This is a genomic window from Janthinobacterium sp. GW458P (assembly GCF_002127585.1).
GTDB lineage: Bacteria > Pseudomonadota > Gammaproteobacteria > Burkholderiales > Burkholderiaceae_D > Janthinobacterium.
The window spans coordinates 161,018-178,802 of sequence record NZ_NEGZ01000003.1; the positions used below are offsets into that span (position 1 = coordinate 161,018).

The following is a 17,785-nucleotide window of genomic DNA, read 5'->3' on the forward strand; positions in this document are numbered from 1 at the left end:
ATGCCGCGACCGCCCGCGCTGTTCCCCGATGCTGTACAGGTATTCGAGCGAGGCTGGCTGTCGTCGAATAACATCCTGTTCACAGGGAAGGATGACACGGCCCTGATCGACAGCGGCTATGTCACGCACGCGCCGCAAACCCTGGCCCTGCTGCGCCATAGCCTGGCCGGCCGACCCCTGGACCGCCTGTTCAATACGCACCTGCACTCCGACCATTGCGGCGGCAACGCGCTGCTGCAGGCCGAATACGGCTGTTATACGGCCATTCCCGCATCGGAAGCGGACAAGGTGCGCAGCTGGGACGTGGACGCCCTGAGTTTCCAGGCCACGGGCCAGCAATGCCCGCGCTTCCGCTTTGACGCCACCGTCTCGCCCGGCGATACGTTCATCCTGGCCGACCTGGCCTGGCAAGCGCTGGGCGCACCCGGCCACGACCCGCATTCCCTGATTTTTTACTGCGCAGCAGAGGGCATTCTCATTTCCGCCGACGCCCTGTGGGAAAACGGCTTTGGCGTGATCTTCCCCGAACTCGAGGGCGGTTCCGGCTTTCCGGAGGCGCGCGCCACGCTGGACCTGATCGCCGGCCTGGACGTGCGCGTCGTCATTCCCGGCCACGGGCGGCCCTTCACGGATGCCGCCGGCGCGCTGCAGCGCGCGTATTCTCGTCTCGACTACCTGGCGTCCGACCCCGTGCGCAACGCGCAGAATGCGGTGAAAGTACTGCTGAAATTCCTGCTGCTGGAACGCCGGCGCATCGCCCTGGCCGAGGTGCCGGCTCTGCTGCGCGGCATGCCCGTCTTCGAAGAGGCCAACCGGCGCTTCCTGCGCCAGGAGTCGGCCGCGCTGGCCGAGTGGGCCGTGTCGCAACTATGCAGGGCGGCAGCGGCACGCGTCGAGGGTGAGTACTTGCTCAACGAGGGCTGAACCGGACTTGCGATAAATTCAGCACGATCGTACTTTTTCTGCACTATAATCGACGTTCAGTGTGTCTTTCACGTCCGATCAACTTTCCAGCGAGTCCGCCATGGCATTGCCTGTTGCGTTGCAAAACCTCTCCTTACCCGTTATCGCCTCGCCGATGTTCATCGCCAGCGGCCCGGCCCTCGTCGCGGCGCAGTGCAAGGCCGGCATCGTCGGTTCCTTCCCGGCCCTCAACGCGCGTCCCGCCGAACTGCTCGACACCTGGCTCACGGACTTGCAAGCCGAACTGGCAGCCTTCCAGGCCGCCAACCCCGATAAAAAAGTGGGACCGATCGCCGTCAATCAGATCGTGCACCAGTCGAACGACAGACTGGCGCATGACGTGGCCGTGTGCGTAAAACACCAGATTCCCATCATCATTTCCTCGCTGCGCGCGCCGCCCAAGGAAATGCTCGACGCCATCCACAGCTATGGCGGCATCGTGCTGCATGACGTGATTTCGATCCGCCACGCGAAAAAGGCGCTGGAAGCGGGCGTCGATGGCTTGATCCTGGTCGCCAGCGGCGCCGGCGGCCACGCGGGTACCCTGTCGCCGTTCGCGCTGGTAGGCGAAGTGCGCAAATTCTTCGACGGTCCGCTGGCGCTGTCAGGCTCCATCGCCACGGGCGACGCCGTGCTGGCCGCGCAAGCGATGGGCGCCGACTTCGCCTACATCGGCTCGCGCTGGCTGGCGACCAAGGAGTCGAACGTCAGCGACGGCTACCGCGACGCCATCGTCGACTCAAGTGCAGCGGACATCGTCTACACGAACCTGTTTACGGGCGTGCACGGCAATTACCTGAAAAAATCGATCGAAGCGGCCGGACTCGATCCGGAAGCTCTGCCTGAAGCAGACAAGAGCGCGATGAATTTTGGCTCCGGCAGCGCGAAGGCCTGGCGCGATATCTGGGGCGCAGGCCAGGGCGTGGGCTTGATGGATGACGTGCCGAGCGTAGCGGAGATGGTGGCGCGCCTGAAGGCGGAATACGAGGCGGCGCGCGCGCGGCTAAAGCTGTAAGGTTGGTGGGAACAGCGGATGGCGCGGCATGCCGCACCATCCGGGCCATCCTTATTCCTGCTTCAAGTCTTCTGGCTTGATGGCCCACAAACCCGGCAGGTTGCGCCAGTAGCCGTATGCATCCATGCCGAAGCCGACGACGAAGCGGTTCGGGATCACCAGGCCGACGATGTCGGCTTGCACGGGCTTTTTCTTGCCGATGGCCTTGTCGGCAAAGACGGCCAGGATGACTTCCGAAGCGCCCATGTCCAGCAAACGCTGCTTGACGTGCGCCAGGGTTTCGCCTTCGTCGAGAATATCATCGAGCACGATGACGGTGCGGCCCGCCACGTTCGAGCGGGGGATGACTTTCCATACCACTTCGCCGCCCTTGTCATCGTCGCCGTAGCGGCTCACATGGATGTAGTCGAATTCGAGCGGAAAGCTCAGTTGCGGCAGCAGATTGCCCGTAAACACGACGGCGCCGCCCATCACGCCCAGCACCAGCGGGAACTCTTTCGAATCTTCGGCGTTGAAGCGCGTGTTGAGCACGTCGGCCATGCGCGTGATCGACGCCTGCACGGTATCTTGGTCGAACAGCATTTCCGCGTTCTTGATCAGGTCACGGGCACGGTTGTGATGAAATTCTTGCATGGACTCTTGCATGGCGATGAATGGGGCTGATGGTCAATGCCGGTATTATCCCGCAAATCGGCCTTATTTGTAATCGCGCATGTCGTCGATGATTCTCCCATCCTGCGCCAGGCTGCCCACCGCCACCAGCGCCACTTCGCCGCGCAACTTGGTCAGTTCGCGGATCGAGCCGACGATGGCCTCGACGCCGCTGGCGTCGCGCGGATCGTCGACTTCGCAATGCAAGGTCATCTCGTCGTTGGCCATGCGCCCCGACACCACCAGCCGCGCCTTTTTGATCTGCGGGTGGCGGCGCGCGATCTCGTGCACCTGCGACGGGTGCACGAACATGGCGCGCACCTTGGTGGTCTGGTCGGCGCGCCCCATCCAGCCTTTGATGCGCGTATTCGTGCGCCCGCAAGGCGAAGCGGGGACGTCCGTCAGCACGGCCGACAGATCGCCCGTGGCAAAGCGGATCAGCGGGTAATCGGCATTGAAGACGGTGACCACCACTTCGCCCACCTCGCCCGGTGCGACGGGAATACCGCTGCCGGGATGGACGATCTCGAGCAGCACGTTCTCGTCGATGACCATGCCCGGATTAAGCTTGCCATTGCTGGCCGTTTCATAGGCAATGCTGCCGATATCGGCCGAGGCATAGGTCTGGAACACGTGCGGTACGCCGTTCTCGGCAAACCAGCTGCGCAAGGATTCGGGCAAGGCTTCCGCGCCCATCAGGGCTTTGGTGACGCTGCTGATGTCGGCGCCCATTTCGCGCGCCTTCTCGATGATCAGTTTTAAAAACGAGGGCGTGCCGATATACGTGTCCGGCTTGAGGTCGGCCATCGCCTGCACCTGCATTTCCGTCTGGCCGATGCCGGCCGGGATGACGGTGCAGCCGATGCGCGCGGCCCCTCCTTCAACCATGAAGGCTGCCGGCGTGAAGTGATACGAAAAGCAGTTCTGCAGCAGGCCGCCGGCGCGCACGCCGGCCGCATACATGGGGCGCGCGAAGCGCCACCAGTCGGGGCCGCGGCCTTCGGGATCGAAGATGGGGCCGGGCGAGACGAATACGCGCGACAGGGCGTTTTTCGGCGTCGTGTTCAAGCCGCCGAACGGCAGTTGCGCGTGCTGCAATTGCTTCAGGTCGGACTTGCGCGTGACGGGCAGCTGCGCCAGCGCGGCGCGGCTGGTGACGTCGGCCGCGTTGACGCCATTGAGGATGCGGGCCCAGCCCGGCGCCTGTTGCGCGCGCGCGATCAGCTGCGGCAGGCCGGCCATCAATTCGCGTTCACGCGCTTCGGGGGCGCGTGCTTCCAGACTGTCGAGCGTATCGGTCATGTTACGGATTCTCCAATGTCAACTGCAGTTTTTTCGTCAGCCTGGAAACGATCAGGCGGTAGGAGCGGTGCAGCAGGGCCGCCATTTCAGCGTCGCCGAGGGCGTCGGGGCTGGCGATATGCACCCATCTGGCCCGTGCCAGGTAGGGCGCGGGGCGGATACCGGGACGGTCCGTCAATTCCAGGAAGCGTTCGGCATCGACCTTGAAGCTCATGCCGCGCGTGCTGTGCGCTTCCGCGCCGCACAGGGCGAACATCTTGCCGCCGACGCAAAACGCCAGCACATTCGTCCATTTGATGTCTTCGGTCGCACCGGGAAAGCCGCGGCACACTTCTTTCGCCCGTTCCAGATCCATGGCGTCCCTCTGTCCTCAGGCCAGCCAGCGCTTGCGGCGGCGGTAGAACTTCATGTCGCGGAAGCTCTTGCGCCCGGCACCGGAGACGCCCAGGTAAAACTCCTTGACGTCTTCGTTGCTGGCCAGTTCCCGGGCTTGCCCTTCCATCACGACACGGCCGTTTTCCAGGATGTAGCCGAAGTCGGCGTAGCGCAGGGCCACGTTGGTGTTCTGCTCGGCCAGCAGGAAAGAGACGTTTTCCTTGTGGTTCAAATCCTTGACGATACCGAAGATCTCCTCGACGATTTGCGGCGCGATGCCCATCGAGGGTTCGTCCAACAAAATCATCGAGGGCTTGGCCATCAGCGCGCGGCCGATGGCGCACATCTGCTGCTCGCCGCCCGAGGTGTAGCCGGCCTGACTGGCGCGCCGTGTTTTGAGGCGCGGGAAATAGTGATACACCTTCTCCAGCGCGTCTTTCAGCTCGCCGCGCGACAGGCTGCGCGTGTAAGCGCCTGTCAGCAGGTTTTCCTCGATCGTCAGGTGGCCGAAACAGTGGCGGCCTTCCATCACCTGCGACAGGCCGCGCCTGACCAGCTCATTCGGCGTCAGTTGGTCCACGCGCTCGCCCTTGAACTGGACCTCGCCCTTGGTGACGTCACCGCGCTCGCCGCGCAGCAGGGTCGAGATGGTCTTCAGCGTGGTCGACTTGCCGGCGCCGTTGGCGCCCAGCAGGGCCACGATCTTGCCTTGCGGGACCTGCAGCGACACGCCTTTCAAGACCAGGATCACATGGTCGTAAATGACTTCGATATTGTTGACCGACAGGTAGGGCGGCGGCGCGTCTACCTTGATCGGGGATTGCGTGGCAGTGTGGCTCATGGCTGCTTCTTTAAAATGTTAAACACGGGACCGGCGCGTCGGCACCGATCCGGTTCCAGTGGCTTACTTCATGCACGCCGGCGTGATCTTTTTCTCTTCCGCGTACTTGCCTGACGATTCCTCGACCAGCTTGCGCACCAGGGCCTTGTCGCCGACGATCCATTTCGGCGTGATGGCGGTCCATTTCTTGCCATCCCACTGCTGTACTTTCACGGCGCCCGAGCCTTCATGGTCGTCGCAGCTGGTTTTCACGGTGGGGAACATGCCCAGCGCGCCCACGGCCTTCTGGCGCGCATCGTCGACGTTCAGGTTTTCCAGGCCCCAGCGCATCTGCTCGCCCGTGATCGGCTTGCCCTTGCCGAATTTTTCCTGCGCCGTGCGGATCGCTTCCACCCACAGGATGCCGGCCGTCACGCCGCGCATGTGGTAGACGGAGCCGATGCGCGACTGGTCGGACAGATTGCCCTTGCCGGAGGCGTAGAGTTTCTTGCGGATGTCGTCGAGCACGGGGTAATTGCCCGGCGTATTGAACGTCATCGCCGTGTAACCCTTGGCCGCGTCGCCCGATGGAATCGTGTCTTCCTCGGAGCCGGCCCACCAGACGCCCAGCATCTTGTCGCGCGGGAAGCCGTTGCGTTGCGCCGTCTTGATGGCGACGGAGTTCATCACGCCCCAGCCCCACAGGATCACGTGGTCCGGCTTGGCCTGGCGGATCTGCAGCCATTGCGATTGCTGTTCGCTGCCGGGCGGCGCGACGGGAATCTTGATCAGCTCGAAGCCGTACTGTTTCGACAGCGCTTCGAGCACGGGCAGCGGCTCCTTGCCGAAGGCCGAATCGTGGTACAGGTGGACGATCTTCTTGCCTTTCAGCTTGTCCATGCCGCCATCCTTGTCGCCCAAATACTTGATCATGGCGGCGGCCTGGCTCCAGTAGCTGGAGATCAGCGGATACACGTAGGGGAAGACCTTGCCGTTGGCGGCATCCGAGCGGCCGTAGCCGATCATCGTCATCGGGATCTTGTCCTGCGCCACGCGGTCGAGGATGCCGTAGGCGACGCCCGTGGACAGGGTTTCGACCAACGTGGCGCCGCCCTGCTTGGTTTTCAGGCGTTCATAGCATTCGACGCCGCGCGACGGGTTGTATTCGGTTTCGCATTCCTCCCAGCTGATCTTGACGCCATTGACGCCGCCGGCCTGGTTGACCAGGTTGAAGTAGTCGATGATGCCGCCGTAGAAGCCGGAGCCGCCGGCCGCGTATGGACCCACGCGGTAGGACGGCAGGGCGATGTACTGTTCCTTGTCCTGCGCCTGCGCACTGCCGGCCATGGTAAGTGCGGCACTGGCGATGGCGGCGGCCAGCATGAGCGATTTGATGTGTTTCATTGTGTCTCCTCTTGTTTTATTTGGTTTTCAACAGAACCGACATCTGACTGCAAGGTACAAATTCCTAGTGCGGGAAAGGCCACAACCTGAGCTTTTCCTTGGCGATCTGCCACAGCCTGGCCAGGCCGTGTGGTTCGACGATCAGGAAGAAGATGATCAGCGCGCCGAACACCATCAGTTCCAGGTTCGAGGCCACGCTGGTGGGCAGCGCCAGGCCATGCGCGATGGTGTTCAGGAAGACGGGCAGCAGCACGATGAAGGCCGCGCCCAGAAAGGAGCCTAAAATCGAACCGACGCCGCCAATGATGATCATGAACAGGATGCGGAAGGACAGGTCCAGGTTGTACGCTTCCGGTTCTACCGTGCCCAGGTAGGCGTACGCATACAGCGCGCCGGCCACGCCGCAGTAAAACGAGCTGACGGCGAACGCCAGCAGCTTGGTGCGCATCAGTCTGAAACCGATCACTTCTGCCGCCATGTCCATGTCGCGCACGGCCATCCATGAACGGCCCACGTTTGAGCGGATCATGTTCTTGGCCAGCAGCGCCATGCCGGCGACGATGGCCAGCACCAGCAGGTATTTGCTTTGTGGCGTGTCGAACTGGTAGCCGAGGATGCTCATTTTCTGTACCGTGATCACGCCCGAGGAACTGTAGTTGGTCAGATACGGGATCTTGGTCAGGCACCAGACAACGAAGAACTGCGTCGCCAGCGTGGAGGCTGCCAGGTAGAAGCCGCGGATGCGCAAGGAGGGCAGGCCGAAGGCGATGCCCACCGTGGCCGCGCACAGGCCGCCCAGGATGAAGGACACCAGCAGCGGCAGGCCAGGCAGGCGCGCCATGAAGTTGTATGAGGCGAAGGCACCGACGGCCATGAAGGCGGCCGTGCCCAGCGACAGCTGGCCCGCGTAACCGGTCAGGATGTTCAGTCCCAGCGCGGCCAGGGCGAAGATCAGGAAGGGAATCATGATCGCCGACAGCAGATAGGGCGAGGAGAAATACGGCAGGAGGAAGACGGCGGCTAGCAGCGTGCCCGTCAGCGCCAGGCGGTCTTGCCGGATCGGGAAGATCTGGTTGTCGGCCTGGTAGCTGGTCTTGAATTGTCCTGCTTCACGGTAAATCATGGCGTGTCCTTTGTGATGGAGCGGTAGCGTTGTGCGTGGTGTGCATGGTGTGCGTCATCAGATCCGCCGGATGATCTTCTCGCCGAACAGGCCTTCCGGGCGCACCAGCAGGAACAGCAGGGCCAGCACATACGGGAACCAGCCTTCGATGCCGCCGCCGACCATGGGGCCGATATAGACTTCGGCCAGTTTTTCAGAGGCGCCGATGATCAGGCCGCCGACGATGGCGCCCGGCACCGAGGTAAAGCCGCCGAGGATCAGCACCGGCAAGGCTTTGAGGGCGACGAAGGTGAGGGCGAACTGCACGCCGTTGCGGGCGCCCCACAGCAAGCCTGCCACCAGGGCCACCAGGCCCGCCACGCCCCAGACCACGGCCCAGATGCGCTGCAAAGGGATACCCACGGCAAGCGCCGCCTGGTGGTCGTCGGCGACGGCGCGCAGGGCGCGGCCTACCTTGGTTTTCGAGAACAGCAGGGCCAGGCAAATGACCAGCACCGCGCAGACGCCGGCAGCCACCATGTCGAATTGCGAAATGTTGATGTCGAAGTGGTCCATCAGGAACTGCATCGGCACGTCCTCGATCGGCAGGTCCAGCTTGTGCACCTGCGAACCCCACATCAGCTGCGCCAGGCCCTCGATGAAAAAGGTCAGGCCGATGGTGGCCATGAAGAGGGTGATTTCGGGCTGGTTGACGAGCGGGCGCAAGACCACCCTTTCAATCGCCATGCCCAGGACTATCATGGTGAGCATCGTCAGCGGGATGGCCAGCCACAGCGACAGGCCGAACTTGTCCATGATGCCGACGCAGGTCAGGGCGGCGAAGAACACCATCGCGCCCTGCGCGAAGTTGAACACGCCCGAGGCCTTGTAGATCAGGACGAAGCCGATCGCCACCAGCGCATACATGACGCCCGACAGCAGGCCGCCGATCAGCACTTCAAAGAAAAAATTGATATTCATTGCTGTTCCTTGTCTGGTGCTAGTGCGCGACACCCAAATACGCGTTGATGACATCCTGATTGCTGCGCACCTCGTCGGGCGTGCCATCGCCGATTTTCTTGCCGTAGTCGAGCACTACCACGCGGTCGCAGATATCCATCACCACGCCCATGTCGTGCTCGATCAGCACGATGGTCGTGCCCAGCTGGTCGTTGACGTCGAGGATGAAGCGGCACATGTCCTGTTTTTCCTCCACGTTCATGCCGGCCATCGGCTCGTCCAGCAGCAAAATTTYCGGTTCGGCCACCAGCGCGCGGCCCAGTTCCACGCGCTTTTGCAGGCCGTAGGGCAGGCGTCCCACGGGCGTCTTGCGGATGGCCTGGATTTCCAGGAAGTCGATGATTTCTTCGGCCTTCTTGCGGTGCTCGATTTCCTCGCGCCGCGCCGGGCCCCAGTACAGGGCTTGCAAGAGGAAATTCGACTTCATTTTCAGGTTACGCCCCGTCATGATGTTGTCCAGCACCGTCATGCCCTTGAACAGGGCGATGTTCTGGAAGGTGCGCGCAATGCCGGACTTGGCGGCCGCATAGCAATCCATGCCGCGCCGGTGTTCGCCCCGGTAGATGATCTCGCCCTGCTGCGGACGGTACACGCCGTTGATCACGTTGAGCATCGAACTTTTGCCGGCGCCGTTCGGGCCGATGATGGCGCGGATTTCATGCTGCCTGACGTCGAAGGAGATATCGGTCAGCGCCTTCACGCCGCCGAACGACAGCGAGATGTTCTTCAGGTCGAGGATCACGGGACCGGTCTTGCGGGCCGTGCCGAAATGGGCGTCGGGTTCGTTCATTTGCATCGTGCTGTGCTCCATCATGCAGCCAGGCCCAGGGCCGGATACGTTTTGCTGTCCCAGATCTGCAGGTCGGCGCTGGTCGAACCGATGCGGCCATCCTCGAACTTCACCTGGGTCTCGATGTATTGCGTTGCCTTGCCCTCATACAGGGCGGCAATGAGCACCGCGTATTTTTCGGCGATGAACTTGCGGCGCACCTTGCGCGTGCGGGTCAGTTCGTCGTCGTCCGGATCGAGTTCCTTGTGCAGCACCAGGAAGCGGTGTACCTGCGTGCGTTCCATCAAGGGGTCGGCCGCCAGTTCCGCGTTCATTTGCTCGATGCAGTCGCGAATCAGGCCATATGTCTCGGTGCGGGCCGCCAGGTCGGTGTAGCCGGAATAGGCGATGCCGCGCCGCTCGGACCAGTTGCCCACCGCTTCGATGTCGATATTGATGAAGGCACAGACCTGGTCGCGCGCATGGCCGAAAGCCACCACCTCCTTGATGAAGGGGAAAAACTTGAGCTTGTTCTCGATGTAGTTGGGGGCGAAGATGGCGCCGCAATTCATCTTGCCCACGTCGGCCGCGCGGTCGATGATTTTCAGGTGGCCTTCGCTGTCGAACACGCCCGCGTCGCCCGTATGGAAATAGCCGTCGTCGTCGATCACTTCGGCTGTCGCATCGGGACGCTTGAAGTAGCCGCTCATGGTGGCCGGCGACTTGACCAGCACTTCGCCGTTGTGCGCCAGCTTGACTTCCACGCCCGGCGCCGGCAAGCCTACGCTGTCGAACTTGATATTGCCATCCGGTTGCAGACATACATAGGCGCACGTTTCGGTGGAGCCATACAGCTGCTTGAGGTTGACGCCGATGGAGCGGTAGAAGCGGAACAGGTCGGGGCCGATGGCGGCGCCGGCCGTATAGGCGACGCGCACGCGCGACAGTCCGAGCACGTTTTTCAGGGGACCGTAGACCAGCAGGTCGCCCAGCTTGTAGCTGAGACGGTCAGCCAGCGAAACCGGCTTGCCATCCAGAATCTGCGCGCCGCAGCGTTTGGCGACGTCCATGAAATGCCTGAACATGTGGCGCTTGATGCTGCTCGCATCTTCCATGCGTATCATCACGCTGGTGAGCATGTTCTCGAACACGCGCGGAGGGGCAAAATAGCAGGTGGGGCCGATTTCGCGCATGTCGATCATCACCGTATCGCCCGACTCGGGGCAGTTGACGGTGAAGCCTGCCACCATGGCCTGTGCCAGCGAGAACAGGCAGTCGCCGACCCACGCCATGGGCAGGTAGGAGAGGATGTCTTCATCGTCCGTGAGCTTGTCGAAGGCGACGCAGCCAACGCCTGCGGCCAGCAGTGCGGCGTGGCTTTGGCACACGCCTTTCGGCTTGCCGGTGGTGCCCGAGGTGTACAGCATGACGGCCGAATCCTGACCGTTACCCAGCTCCACGGAAGCGTCGAAAAAGCCCGGATGTTCGCGATCGTAGACCCGGCCCAGCGCCTGCAGGCCGGCGAAGGAAATCAGCTCCGGCTGGCGGTAGTGGCGCATGCCGCGTTCATCGTCATAGGCGATGTGGGTGATGTGCGGGTACAGCGCCTTGAGTTCGAGCAGCTTGTCGACCTGTTCCTGGTCTTCGACGATGGCGTAATGGATTTCCGCATCCTGCAGCACATAGGCCATGTCGGCGGCCGGCGCATCCTGGTACAGTGGCACCGGCACGCCGCCCAGGCTTTGCGCGGCCAGCATGGCCCAGTACAGGCGCGGGCGGTTGTCGCCGATGATGGCCAGGTTCATGCCGCGCTGGAAACCGATGGCCGCCAGACCGCAGGCCAGCGCACGTACCTCGTCATTGACCTGGGACCAGCTCCAGGTTTGCCAGATGCCCAGGTGTTTTTCGCGAAATGCGGGCTTGTCAGCGCGGATTGCTCCGTGTTGCAATAAGCGCCGCGGAAAAGTTGGCATTGCTGCCGTGGTCGTTGTATGCACCAGTGTCTCCCTGTTGCGTGTCTCAGGCGCCACCTCGTCGTGTGGCGCTCTGTGTTTTTTATGTGTGCTGCGTTTGTGTAATGATAGTAGCTTGCGTTAGTTTGCCGAGTTGTCTTTTCGGGGACATTTACCCACTTTTCGATGGTGCATCGCACAATGACCAACCCTGATATCAGTCTCAAGGATGCCGTGCGCGCGGCAAACTGGGCGCAGCTGCTCGATCCCGTTCAACTGGCCCGGGTGGAGGCGGATGTGTTTGAAACCTTCGTGCCGAAAGGCGGTTTTGTCTGCCGCAAGGGCGAGCCGGTGGACAACTGGATCGGCGTCATCAGCGGCATGGTCAAGATGAATAATTTTTCCGCATCCGGCAAGGCCATGACCTTTATCGGCGTGCCGCCCGGCAGCTGGTTTGGCGAAGGCTCGCTGCTGAAGAACGAAATCCGCAAGTACGACACCATGGCCTTGCGCGACACGCGCGTGGCGCGCCTGCCCGGCGCCACCTTCCACTGGCTGCTGGAAACGAGTTTGCCATTTACGCGCTTTTTGCTGATGCAGTTGAACGAGCGCCTGGGACAGTTCATCGGCATGGTGGAAAACGAGCGCCTGCTGGACCTGAACACGCGCGTGGCGCGCTGCCTGGCGTCGATGTTCAATTCGCATTTGTACCCGGGCGTGGAAACCCTGGTGCAGCTGTCGCAGGAGGAAATCGGCCTGCTGTCCGGCTCCTCGCGCCAGCGCGCCAACCAGGCCTTGCAGGTGCTGGAAAAGAAAGGCTTGCTGCGCCTCGATTACGGCGGCATCCGCGTGCTGGATCTGGAAGGCTTGCGCCGCTACGAGGCCGATGATGCCATCTGAGTCCACTCGCGCCGCGGCGCTGCGCGCCCGCCTCGATGGCGGCTTTGTCGAGCATGCGCGCTTTACGGGGCCGCCGGTCGATTTCAGCGACTGGGCGCCAGAAGAACTGGGCGCCATCTGGGGTGCGCTGCACCGCGCGGCGCGCTTCGGCCATGACGATTATGCTCGGCGCGAACTGGCGCTGGCGCTATTGGAGCAAGCGAGCAGCATGAACCTGGCACCGGCGCTGGCAGGCGACATGTTCCTCGACGCGCTGGACGCGGCCCGCGTGCACGACTGGGACTACGCAATCGGCTGCCTGGCTTGCCTGCGCGGCACGCCACCGGAAGGCAGCGCGCAGCTGGCGCTGCGCGTCCTCGATGAACCGAAGCACTGGGGCGAACAGCATTTTGCCGCCTGGCTGCTGGCGCAGCTGGCCGGCGGCGACGCCCTGACCCAGTTCGGGCAGATGATGGACGAGCGCCATGCGCGCTACCCGATGCCCTTGACCTTGCAGGAACTTACCGTGCTGCCGCAGCTGGCGAAAACGTCGCTGCTGGCGCTGGCCGGCTCGCGCTACAGCGGCCACTGGAACCGCGACAGCATAGGCGAGGCGGACCCCGCCGAAGAGCTGGCCGATGATGCGGCGTATGTGGATTTTGCGCGTACGATACTGGAACAGGCGGCGCGCCATATCGCCGCCATTCATGATGGCAGCGTGCCGTATACGGCCGATGCCGCCTTTGCCACGGCAGACTCGCCGGTGCTGGCGCGTGCCGCGCGGGTGGCGTCCTATCGCGATGATGCATGGTTCAGGCCCGTGATCACCGTCCTGCTGCCTTTGGCATGCGTGGCACCCGGCGCGGCCAAGAGCGCGCCGTCGCAGTCGCTGGCGATGGCGCTGGGTCATGCGGTGGAAACCATCCCCACGCCCGAAAGCCTGCTGGCCCTGCGCGCGGCGCTGGCCCAGGTGCGCCATGCCGGCATCCGCAAGAAGCTGGAACGCAATCTGAAACCGGCCGAACGGGCGCTGGCCGAACGGCCCGATATCGCCTGGAGGATCGGCATGCCGGGTCCCATGGGAAAGCGGCGCCAGGCCATGCTGGCGCGACGCCTGGAGGCCGGCTACGCCAGCGAGGTGTGGTTTGGCCTGGACCAATGGCGTGCCCTGCGCGACGATGCCGATATCGACGCGGTGGCGCGCGCGCTGGTCTGGCGCACGGGCGATGGGCTGGCCTTTATGCTCGACGGGAAAGGCGCCATCGATGCGCAGGGGCAGCCAGTGGATTTGCCTGCGCAAGGCGAGATCGGCCTGTGGCACCCCTTGCATGGCAGCGGGGAGGAGCGCGCCGCCTGGCAAGCGCTGCTCGCGCAGCGGCGTCTGCGCCAGCCGCTGCGCCAGGTTTATCGCGAAATATATGCAGCGCCTGGCGACGGCAGTGCCGCATTTGCAGGCTACCAGCTGTCGCTGCGCACCTTGCTGGGGCTGGCGCGCCGCGAAGGCTGGCGCCTGGACTACGATGAAGGCCTGTCGCGCCAGTTCGGCGCCTGGCGCGTATTGCTGCGCATCCAGGGACGCGTGTATCCGGGGGCGGGCGGCGCCTGCACGTCAAACGGGCTGGCGCCCGCGCAGATGATGCCGATGGCGCCGGTGGCATATTCGGAAGCGTGCCGCGCGGTGGACCTGCTGGTCAGCGCCAGCGCGTTGGCGCTGGTGGAGGAAGAGCAAAGCGTGGAGCGCGAACAGCGCCTGTTTTACCTGGCCAACCTGGCACCGGGGCCGATGGCGGACATGCGGCGCGCCGTGCTGGAACAGGTATTCGCGGACCTGATCAAGGATGGCCGGATGACGCTCGAAGCGCGCCACCTGATGGTGGGCGGGCATGCGATCCACCTGAGCACCGGCAGGGTCACCAAGGATGGCGCCGAGGCAGTGATCGAGGTGGCAGCACAGGGGAACAAGCTGGGCGCCGTGCCGTGGCTGCCCTACGACGAGGCGCTGCTGGAAAAAATCGCGGCCGCGGCCGGGGCGCTGCTGGCGCTGCAGCGAGTGCAGCCCGGCTGCTAATCGCGGTATCATAGGCACTTCCCGGCACCGCTCCATTTTCGCTCCCATGCAGACACCAGACCAATCCACTCCCGCTTCCCGTTTATCGCAGCTGCGCGGCGCCATGCGCGCGCAGCATATCGACGCCTGCATCGTGCCCTCGGCCGACCCGCATTTGTCCGAGTACCTGCCGGCCCGCTGGCAGGGCCGCGAGTGGCTGTCGGGCTTTACGGGGTCGGTCGGCACCCTGGTCGTGACGCAGGATTTTGCCGGCGTGTGGACCGATGGCCGTTACTGGGAACAGGCTGAAGACGAACTGGCCGGCAGCGGCATCGTCCTGAAGAAAATCCCGTCCGGCGCCAGCGTGCTGTATATCGACTGGCTGGGAGAGACCATGCAGCCGGGGCAGACGGTGGCCGTCGACGGCGCCGTGCTGGGTCTGGCCAATGCGCGCCTGCTGCAGCAGGCGCTGGGCGCGCAAGTGACCCTGCGCACGGATACCGATGTGCTGCAAGCCGTGTGGCCGCAGCGCCCGGCCATGCCTGCCGCGCCCGTCTTTGAACATGTACCCGCCTATCCGGCCCTGTCGCGTAATGAAAAACTGGCGGCCCTGCGTGCCAGCATGGCGGCGCACGGCGCCAGCCACCACGTCATTTCCACCCTCGACGATATCGCGTATTTGTTCAACCTGCGCGGCGCCGACGTGAACTACAACCCGGTCTTCCTCGCCCATGCGCTGGTGGGCCCCGAGCGCGCCACCCTGTTCGTCGCCGACGGCAAGCTGCCCGCCGCCCTGCGCGCCACGCTGGAGAGCGAAGGCGTGGACGTGGCCGCGTATGACCGCGCGGCCGCCGCGCTGGCCGCCCTGCCGGCCGGCGCCACCCTGCTGCTGGACCCGCGCCGCATCACCTTCGGCACGCGCCAGGCCGTGGCCGACGGCGTGCGCGTGGTGGAGTCCATCAACCCCACCACACTGGCCAAGTCGCGCAAGACGGACAGCGAAGCGGCGCATGTGCGCGCGGCCATGGAGCAGGACGGCGCCGCCCTGTGCGAATTTTTCAGCTGGTTGGATCGCACCCTGGCCGACCCGCAGCGCGCGCCGTTGACGGAAATCGGCGTCGATGAGCACCTGACGGCCGCCCGCGCGCGCCGCGCCGGTTTCGTCAGCCCCAGTTTCGGCACCATCGCCGGCTTCAATGCGCATGGCGCCATCATGCATTACCACGCGCATGCGGATTCGGCCGCCACCATCGAAGGCGACGGCTTGCTGCTGATCGACTCGGGCGGCCAGTACTGGGGCGGCACCACGGACATCACGCGCGTGGTTCCCGTCGGCACGATCACGGCAGAACACCGGCGCGATTTCACCCTCGTCTTGCGCAGCATGATTGCGCTGTCGCGCGCGCAGTTCCCGCGCGGCGTGAAGTCGCCCATGCTTGACTCCATCGCCCGCGCGCCCCTGTGGGCCGAGGGCATCGACTTTGGCCACGGCACGGGCCATGGCGTGGGCTTTTTCCTGAACGTCCACGAAGGGCCGCAATCGATTTCGCAGTCCGCCATGCCGGAGCCGCAGACGGCCATGGAGATAGGCATGATCACCTCCATCGAACCGGGCATTTATCGCCCTGGCCAGTGGGGCATCCGCATCGAGAACCTGGTGCTGAACGTGCCGGCGGGGACGACGCCATTCGGCGAATTCCTGCGCTTCGAAACCTTGACCCTGTGCCCGATCGACACGCGCTGCGTCGAGCGCTCGCTGTTGCGCGACGACGAGGCGGCCTGGCTCAACGACTACCACGCCACCGTGCGCGCGCGCCTGGCGCCGCACCTGGCGGCGCCGGCCGATGCGCCTGCGCTGGCGTGGCTGGAACAGCGCACGGGAGCCATCTGATGCGCTCGACCCGCGCCACGTCCGCCATCGAGCGGCTCAAGGAACGCAGCGGCCACCGCCTGTACACGATGGCGCGCACGGGCGATGAACTGTTCTTCCTCACGGAAGGCCCCGGCTTGCCGCCTTTGTGCCCGCCGCTGGAACTGGACGCCTTTGTCGCCTTCGTCAATGGCCTGGGGCCGCAAAAGGCGCGCCGCGTCAGCAAGCTCGATGTGGCGTTTGAAAAGCAGCTGACGAAAAAGCCCTAGCATGCCGACCATCGACTTCCTGCGCGCCTACTGGTCGCCGGCCGAGCTGGCGACGAATGGCGTGATCCTGCTGAATTTGCTGGGTGCGCTGTTGCTGGGCTTGCTGGTGGGCTATGAGCGCTCGTATCACGGGCGCGCGGCCGGCATGCGCACCTACAGCCTGGTCTGCATGGCCTCGGCCGCGTTGACGGTGCTGGGCGGCTATCCCGAGTTCTGGTACGGCGGCCATGGCGCCATCGTCGGCAGCGACCCCACGCGCGTCATCCAGGGCATCGTCACGGGCGTGGGCTTTCTCGGCGCCGGCGTCATCATGCGCGAGGGCTTCAATATCAGCGGCCTGACGACGGCCGCCTCGATCTGGGCCTCGTCCGTGATCGGCATCATGGTCGGCATCGGCTTTTACCTGTCGGCCATGGGCCTGGCCTTCCTGTGCGCGATGGCGATGATTTTTCTGTCAAAATTGGAAAACTGGCTGCCGTCGCGCCACGCGGTGGCCATCACCATGCGTTTCAAACGCGATTTCGTGCCCCGCGAAGATGCGTTGCGGCGCATGGCCGCCAAGCGCGGCTATGACATCGCGGGCGGCTCGCTGACCATCGGCAGCACCGACGGCATGCAGGAATGGCGTTTTGTCGCCATCGCGCACGGCAAGAACACGGGCGCCAGCCTGTCGGCCATGTCGGCCGAACTGGCCGCCTTCGACGGCATCGCCGGCTTCCAGCTGTCGCATGCCCGCAATTAACCGGATGCCAACAGGATGAACATGGATGCACAGGCCCAAGACGTACTCGATTTCTGGTTTTTGCCGCCGGAACACCCTGGCTATGGCCAGTCGCGCGTGGAATGGTTCCGCAAGGATGACGCCTTCGACGCGCAGATACGCGCGCGTTTCGGCGCGCTGATCGACGCCGCCATAGCCGGCGGCTTGGGTGAATGGGATGCGACGCCGCACGGCGCGCTGGCGCGTCTCATCGTGCTCGATCAGTTCACGCGCAATGTGTACCGCGGCACGCCGCGCGCCTTTGCCGGCGACGTCGGGGCGCTGGCGCTGGCCGTTGCCTTGACGCAGCAGGGACTCGACCGGCAACTGCCGCCGATGCTGCGCGCCTTCGTGTATTTACCGTTCGAACATGCGGAAGACCTGGCCATGCAGGCACGCGCCGTCGAGCTGTTCCAGCTGCTGTCGCAGGCGCAGCCGGGTTTCGAGAGCATGCTTGATTATGCGCAGCGGCACCAGGAAGTGATCGCCCGCTTCGGCCGCTTCCCGCACCGCAACGCCATCCTCGGCCGCCCCTCCACCCCGGAAGAGGTGGAATTCCTGCGCCAGCCGGGATCGAGTTTTTAGAA

17 protein-coding genes are annotated in these 17,785 nt (G+C 64.1%); 8 read left to right on the plus strand and 9 right to left on the minus strand.

Going from position 1 to position 17,785, the window contains the following annotated elements; translation table 11 throughout:
• Both CBW50_RS04225 and CBW50_RS04230 read left to right on the plus strand, forming a co-directional pair.
• Window positions 1–924 (plus strand): MBL fold metallo-hydrolase, encoded by a 924-nt coding sequence (locus CBW50_RS04225; RefSeq protein WP_086144352.1) that lies wholly within the window; start codon window positions 1–3, stop codon window positions 922–924.
• Between the two features lie 100 nt (window positions 925–1,024).
• Entirely contained in the window at window positions 1,025–1,978 is a 954-nt protein-coding gene (locus tag CBW50_RS04230; RefSeq protein WP_086144353.1) for a nitronate monooxygenase family protein, read from the plus strand.
• Window positions 1,979–2,029: 51 nt separating this feature from the next.
• Here the strand turns inward: CBW50_RS04230 and CBW50_RS04235 are convergent, their stop codons facing one another.
• The 9 genes from CBW50_RS04235 to CBW50_RS04275 all read right to left on the minus strand — a co-directional run bounded on the left by CBW50_RS04235 (window position 2,030) and on the right by CBW50_RS04275 (window position 11,394).
• On the minus strand, window positions 2,030–2,611 hold the full coding sequence (locus CBW50_RS04235) for a hypoxanthine-guanine phosphoribosyltransferase (RefSeq protein WP_086144354.1): 582 nt from the start codon (window positions 2,609–2,611) through the stop codon (window positions 2,030–2,032).
• 63 nt (window positions 2,612–2,674) lie between these two features.
• Complete coding sequence (locus tag CBW50_RS04240) at window positions 2,675–3,931, minus strand: phenylacetate--CoA ligase family protein (RefSeq protein ID WP_086144355.1); 1,257 nt, start codon at window positions 3,929–3,931, stop codon at window positions 2,675–2,677.
• A gap of 1 nt (window position 3,932) precedes the next feature.
• Window positions 3,933–4,286 carry an MmcQ/YjbR family DNA-binding protein gene (locus CBW50_RS04245; RefSeq protein ID WP_086144356.1) on the minus strand — a complete coding sequence of 118 codons (354 nt, stop codon included), beginning with the start codon at window positions 4,284–4,286 and terminating at the stop codon, window positions 3,933–3,935.
• 15 nt (window positions 4,287–4,301) lie between these two features.
• Window positions 4,302–5,147, minus strand: a complete 846-nt coding sequence (locus CBW50_RS04250; RefSeq protein WP_086144357.1) for an ABC transporter ATP-binding protein — start codon at window positions 5,145–5,147, stop codon at window positions 4,302–4,304.
• A gap of 63 nt (window positions 5,148–5,210) precedes the next feature.
• Complete coding sequence (locus CBW50_RS04255) at window positions 5,211–6,530, minus strand: ABC transporter substrate-binding protein (RefSeq protein ID WP_086144358.1); 1,320 nt, start codon at window positions 6,528–6,530, stop codon at window positions 5,211–5,213.
• A gap of 64 nt (window positions 6,531–6,594) precedes the next feature.
• Window positions 6,595–7,653: a branched-chain amino acid ABC transporter permease gene (locus tag CBW50_RS04260; protein WP_086144359.1), complete on the minus strand. Its 1,059-nt coding sequence runs from the start codon at window positions 7,651–7,653 to the stop codon at window positions 6,595–6,597.
• Between the two features lie 57 nt (window positions 7,654–7,710).
• Window positions 7,711–8,607 carry a branched-chain amino acid ABC transporter permease gene (locus CBW50_RS04265; protein WP_212592262.1) on the minus strand — a complete coding sequence of 299 codons (897 nt, stop codon included), beginning with the start codon at window positions 8,605–8,607 and terminating at the stop codon, window positions 7,711–7,713.
• Window positions 8,608–8,632: 25 nt separating this feature from the next.
• Window positions 8,633–9,448 carry an ABC transporter ATP-binding protein gene (locus CBW50_RS04270; protein ID WP_253251901.1) on the minus strand — a complete coding sequence of 272 codons (816 nt, stop codon included), beginning with the start codon at window positions 9,446–9,448 and terminating at the stop codon, window positions 8,633–8,635.
• A gap of 14 nt (window positions 9,449–9,462) precedes the next feature.
• Window positions 9,463–11,394, minus strand: a complete 1,932-nt coding sequence (locus CBW50_RS04275; protein ID WP_086144361.1) for an AMP-binding protein — start codon at window positions 11,392–11,394, stop codon at window positions 9,463–9,465.
• A gap of 180 nt (window positions 11,395–11,574) precedes the next feature.
• Between CBW50_RS04275 and CBW50_RS04280 the strand changes: the two genes are divergently transcribed.
• The 6 genes from CBW50_RS04280 to CBW50_RS04305 are packed head-to-tail and all read left to right on the plus strand — an operon-like array spanning window position 11,575 to window position 17,783.
• Window positions 11,575–12,273 (plus strand): Crp/Fnr family transcriptional regulator, encoded by a 699-nt coding sequence (locus CBW50_RS04280; protein ID WP_086144362.1) that lies wholly within the window; start codon window positions 11,575–11,577, stop codon window positions 12,271–12,273.
• Window positions 12,260–14,320, plus strand: coding sequence for a DUF4132 domain-containing protein (locus tag CBW50_RS04285; RefSeq protein WP_086144363.1), 2,061 nt, complete (start codon window positions 12,260–12,262; stop codon window positions 14,318–14,320). The genes CBW50_RS04280 and CBW50_RS04285 overlap by 14 nt, the downstream gene beginning before the upstream one ends.
• Window positions 14,321–14,366: 46 nt before the next feature.
• Complete coding sequence (locus tag CBW50_RS04290; protein WP_086144364.1) at window positions 14,367–16,190, plus strand: aminopeptidase P family protein; 1,824 nt, start codon at window positions 14,367–14,369, stop codon at window positions 16,188–16,190.
• Window positions 16,190–16,438, plus strand: a complete 249-nt coding sequence (locus tag CBW50_RS04295; RefSeq protein WP_086144365.1) for a hypothetical protein — start codon at window positions 16,190–16,192, stop codon at window positions 16,436–16,438. The genes CBW50_RS04290 and CBW50_RS04295 overlap by 1 nt, the downstream gene beginning before the upstream one ends.
• A 1-nt stretch (window position 16,439) precedes the next feature.
• On the plus strand, window positions 16,440–17,180 hold the full coding sequence (locus CBW50_RS04300) for an MgtC/SapB family protein (RefSeq protein ID WP_086144366.1): 741 nt from the start codon (window positions 16,440–16,442) through the stop codon (window positions 17,178–17,180).
• Window positions 17,181–17,195: 15 nt separating this feature from the next.
• Complete coding sequence (locus CBW50_RS04305) at window positions 17,196–17,783, plus strand: DUF924 family protein (protein WP_086144367.1); 588 nt, start codon at window positions 17,196–17,198, stop codon at window positions 17,781–17,783.
• Window positions 17,784–17,785 lie beyond the last annotated feature (2 nt).

What these genes read in the sequence shown, in the direction of transcription:
- CBW50_RS04230 (WP_086144353.1), top strand. Translation starts at nt 1,025, where the DNA reads ATGGCATTGCCTGTTGCGTTGCAAAACCTCTCCTTACCCGTTATCGCC.
- CBW50_RS04250 (WP_086144357.1), bottom strand. Translation starts at nt 5,147, where the DNA reads ATGAGCCACACTGCCACGCAATCCCCGATCAAGGTAGACGCGCCGCCG.
- CBW50_RS04225 (WP_086144352.1), top strand. Translation starts at nt 1, where the DNA reads ATGCCGCGACCGCCCGCGCTGTTCCCCGATGCTGTACAGGTATTCGAG.
- CBW50_RS04260 (WP_086144359.1), bottom strand. Translation starts at nt 7,653, where the DNA reads ATGATTTACCGTGAAGCAGGACAATTCAAGACCAGCTACCAGGCCGAC.
- CBW50_RS04305 (WP_086144367.1), top strand. Translation starts at nt 17,196, where the DNA reads ATGAACATGGATGCACAGGCCCAAGACGTACTCGATTTCTGGTTTTTG.
- CBW50_RS04240 (WP_086144355.1), bottom strand. Translation starts at nt 3,931, where the DNA reads ATGACCGATACGCTCGACAGTCTGGAAGCACGCGCCCCCGAAGCGCGT.
- CBW50_RS04255 (WP_086144358.1), bottom strand. Translation starts at nt 6,530, where the DNA reads ATGAAACACATCAAATCGCTCATGCTGGCCGCCGCCATCGCCAGTGCC.
- CBW50_RS04285 (WP_086144363.1), top strand. Translation starts at nt 12,260, where the DNA reads ATGATGCCATCTGAGTCCACTCGCGCCGCGGCGCTGCGCGCCCGCCTC.
- CBW50_RS04290 (WP_086144364.1), top strand. Translation starts at nt 14,367, where the DNA reads ATGCAGACACCAGACCAATCCACTCCCGCTTCCCGTTTATCGCAGCTG.
- CBW50_RS04275 (WP_086144361.1), bottom strand. Translation starts at nt 11,394, where the DNA reads ATGCCAACTTTTCCGCGGCGCTTATTGCAACACGGAGCAATCCGCGCT.
- CBW50_RS04300 (WP_086144366.1), top strand. Translation starts at nt 16,440, where the DNA reads ATGCCGACCATCGACTTCCTGCGCGCCTACTGGTCGCCGGCCGAGCTG.
- CBW50_RS04245 (WP_086144356.1), bottom strand. Translation starts at nt 4,286, where the DNA reads ATGGATCTGGAACGGGCGAAAGAAGTGTGCCGCGGCTTTCCCGGTGCG.
- CBW50_RS04295 (WP_086144365.1), top strand. Translation starts at nt 16,190, where the DNA reads ATGCGCTCGACCCGCGCCACGTCCGCCATCGAGCGGCTCAAGGAACGC.
- CBW50_RS04280 (WP_086144362.1), top strand. Translation starts at nt 11,575, where the DNA reads ATGACCAACCCTGATATCAGTCTCAAGGATGCCGTGCGCGCGGCAAAC.
- CBW50_RS04235 (WP_086144354.1), bottom strand. Translation starts at nt 2,611, where the DNA reads ATGCAAGAATTTCATCACAACCGTGCCCGTGACCTGATCAAGAACGCG.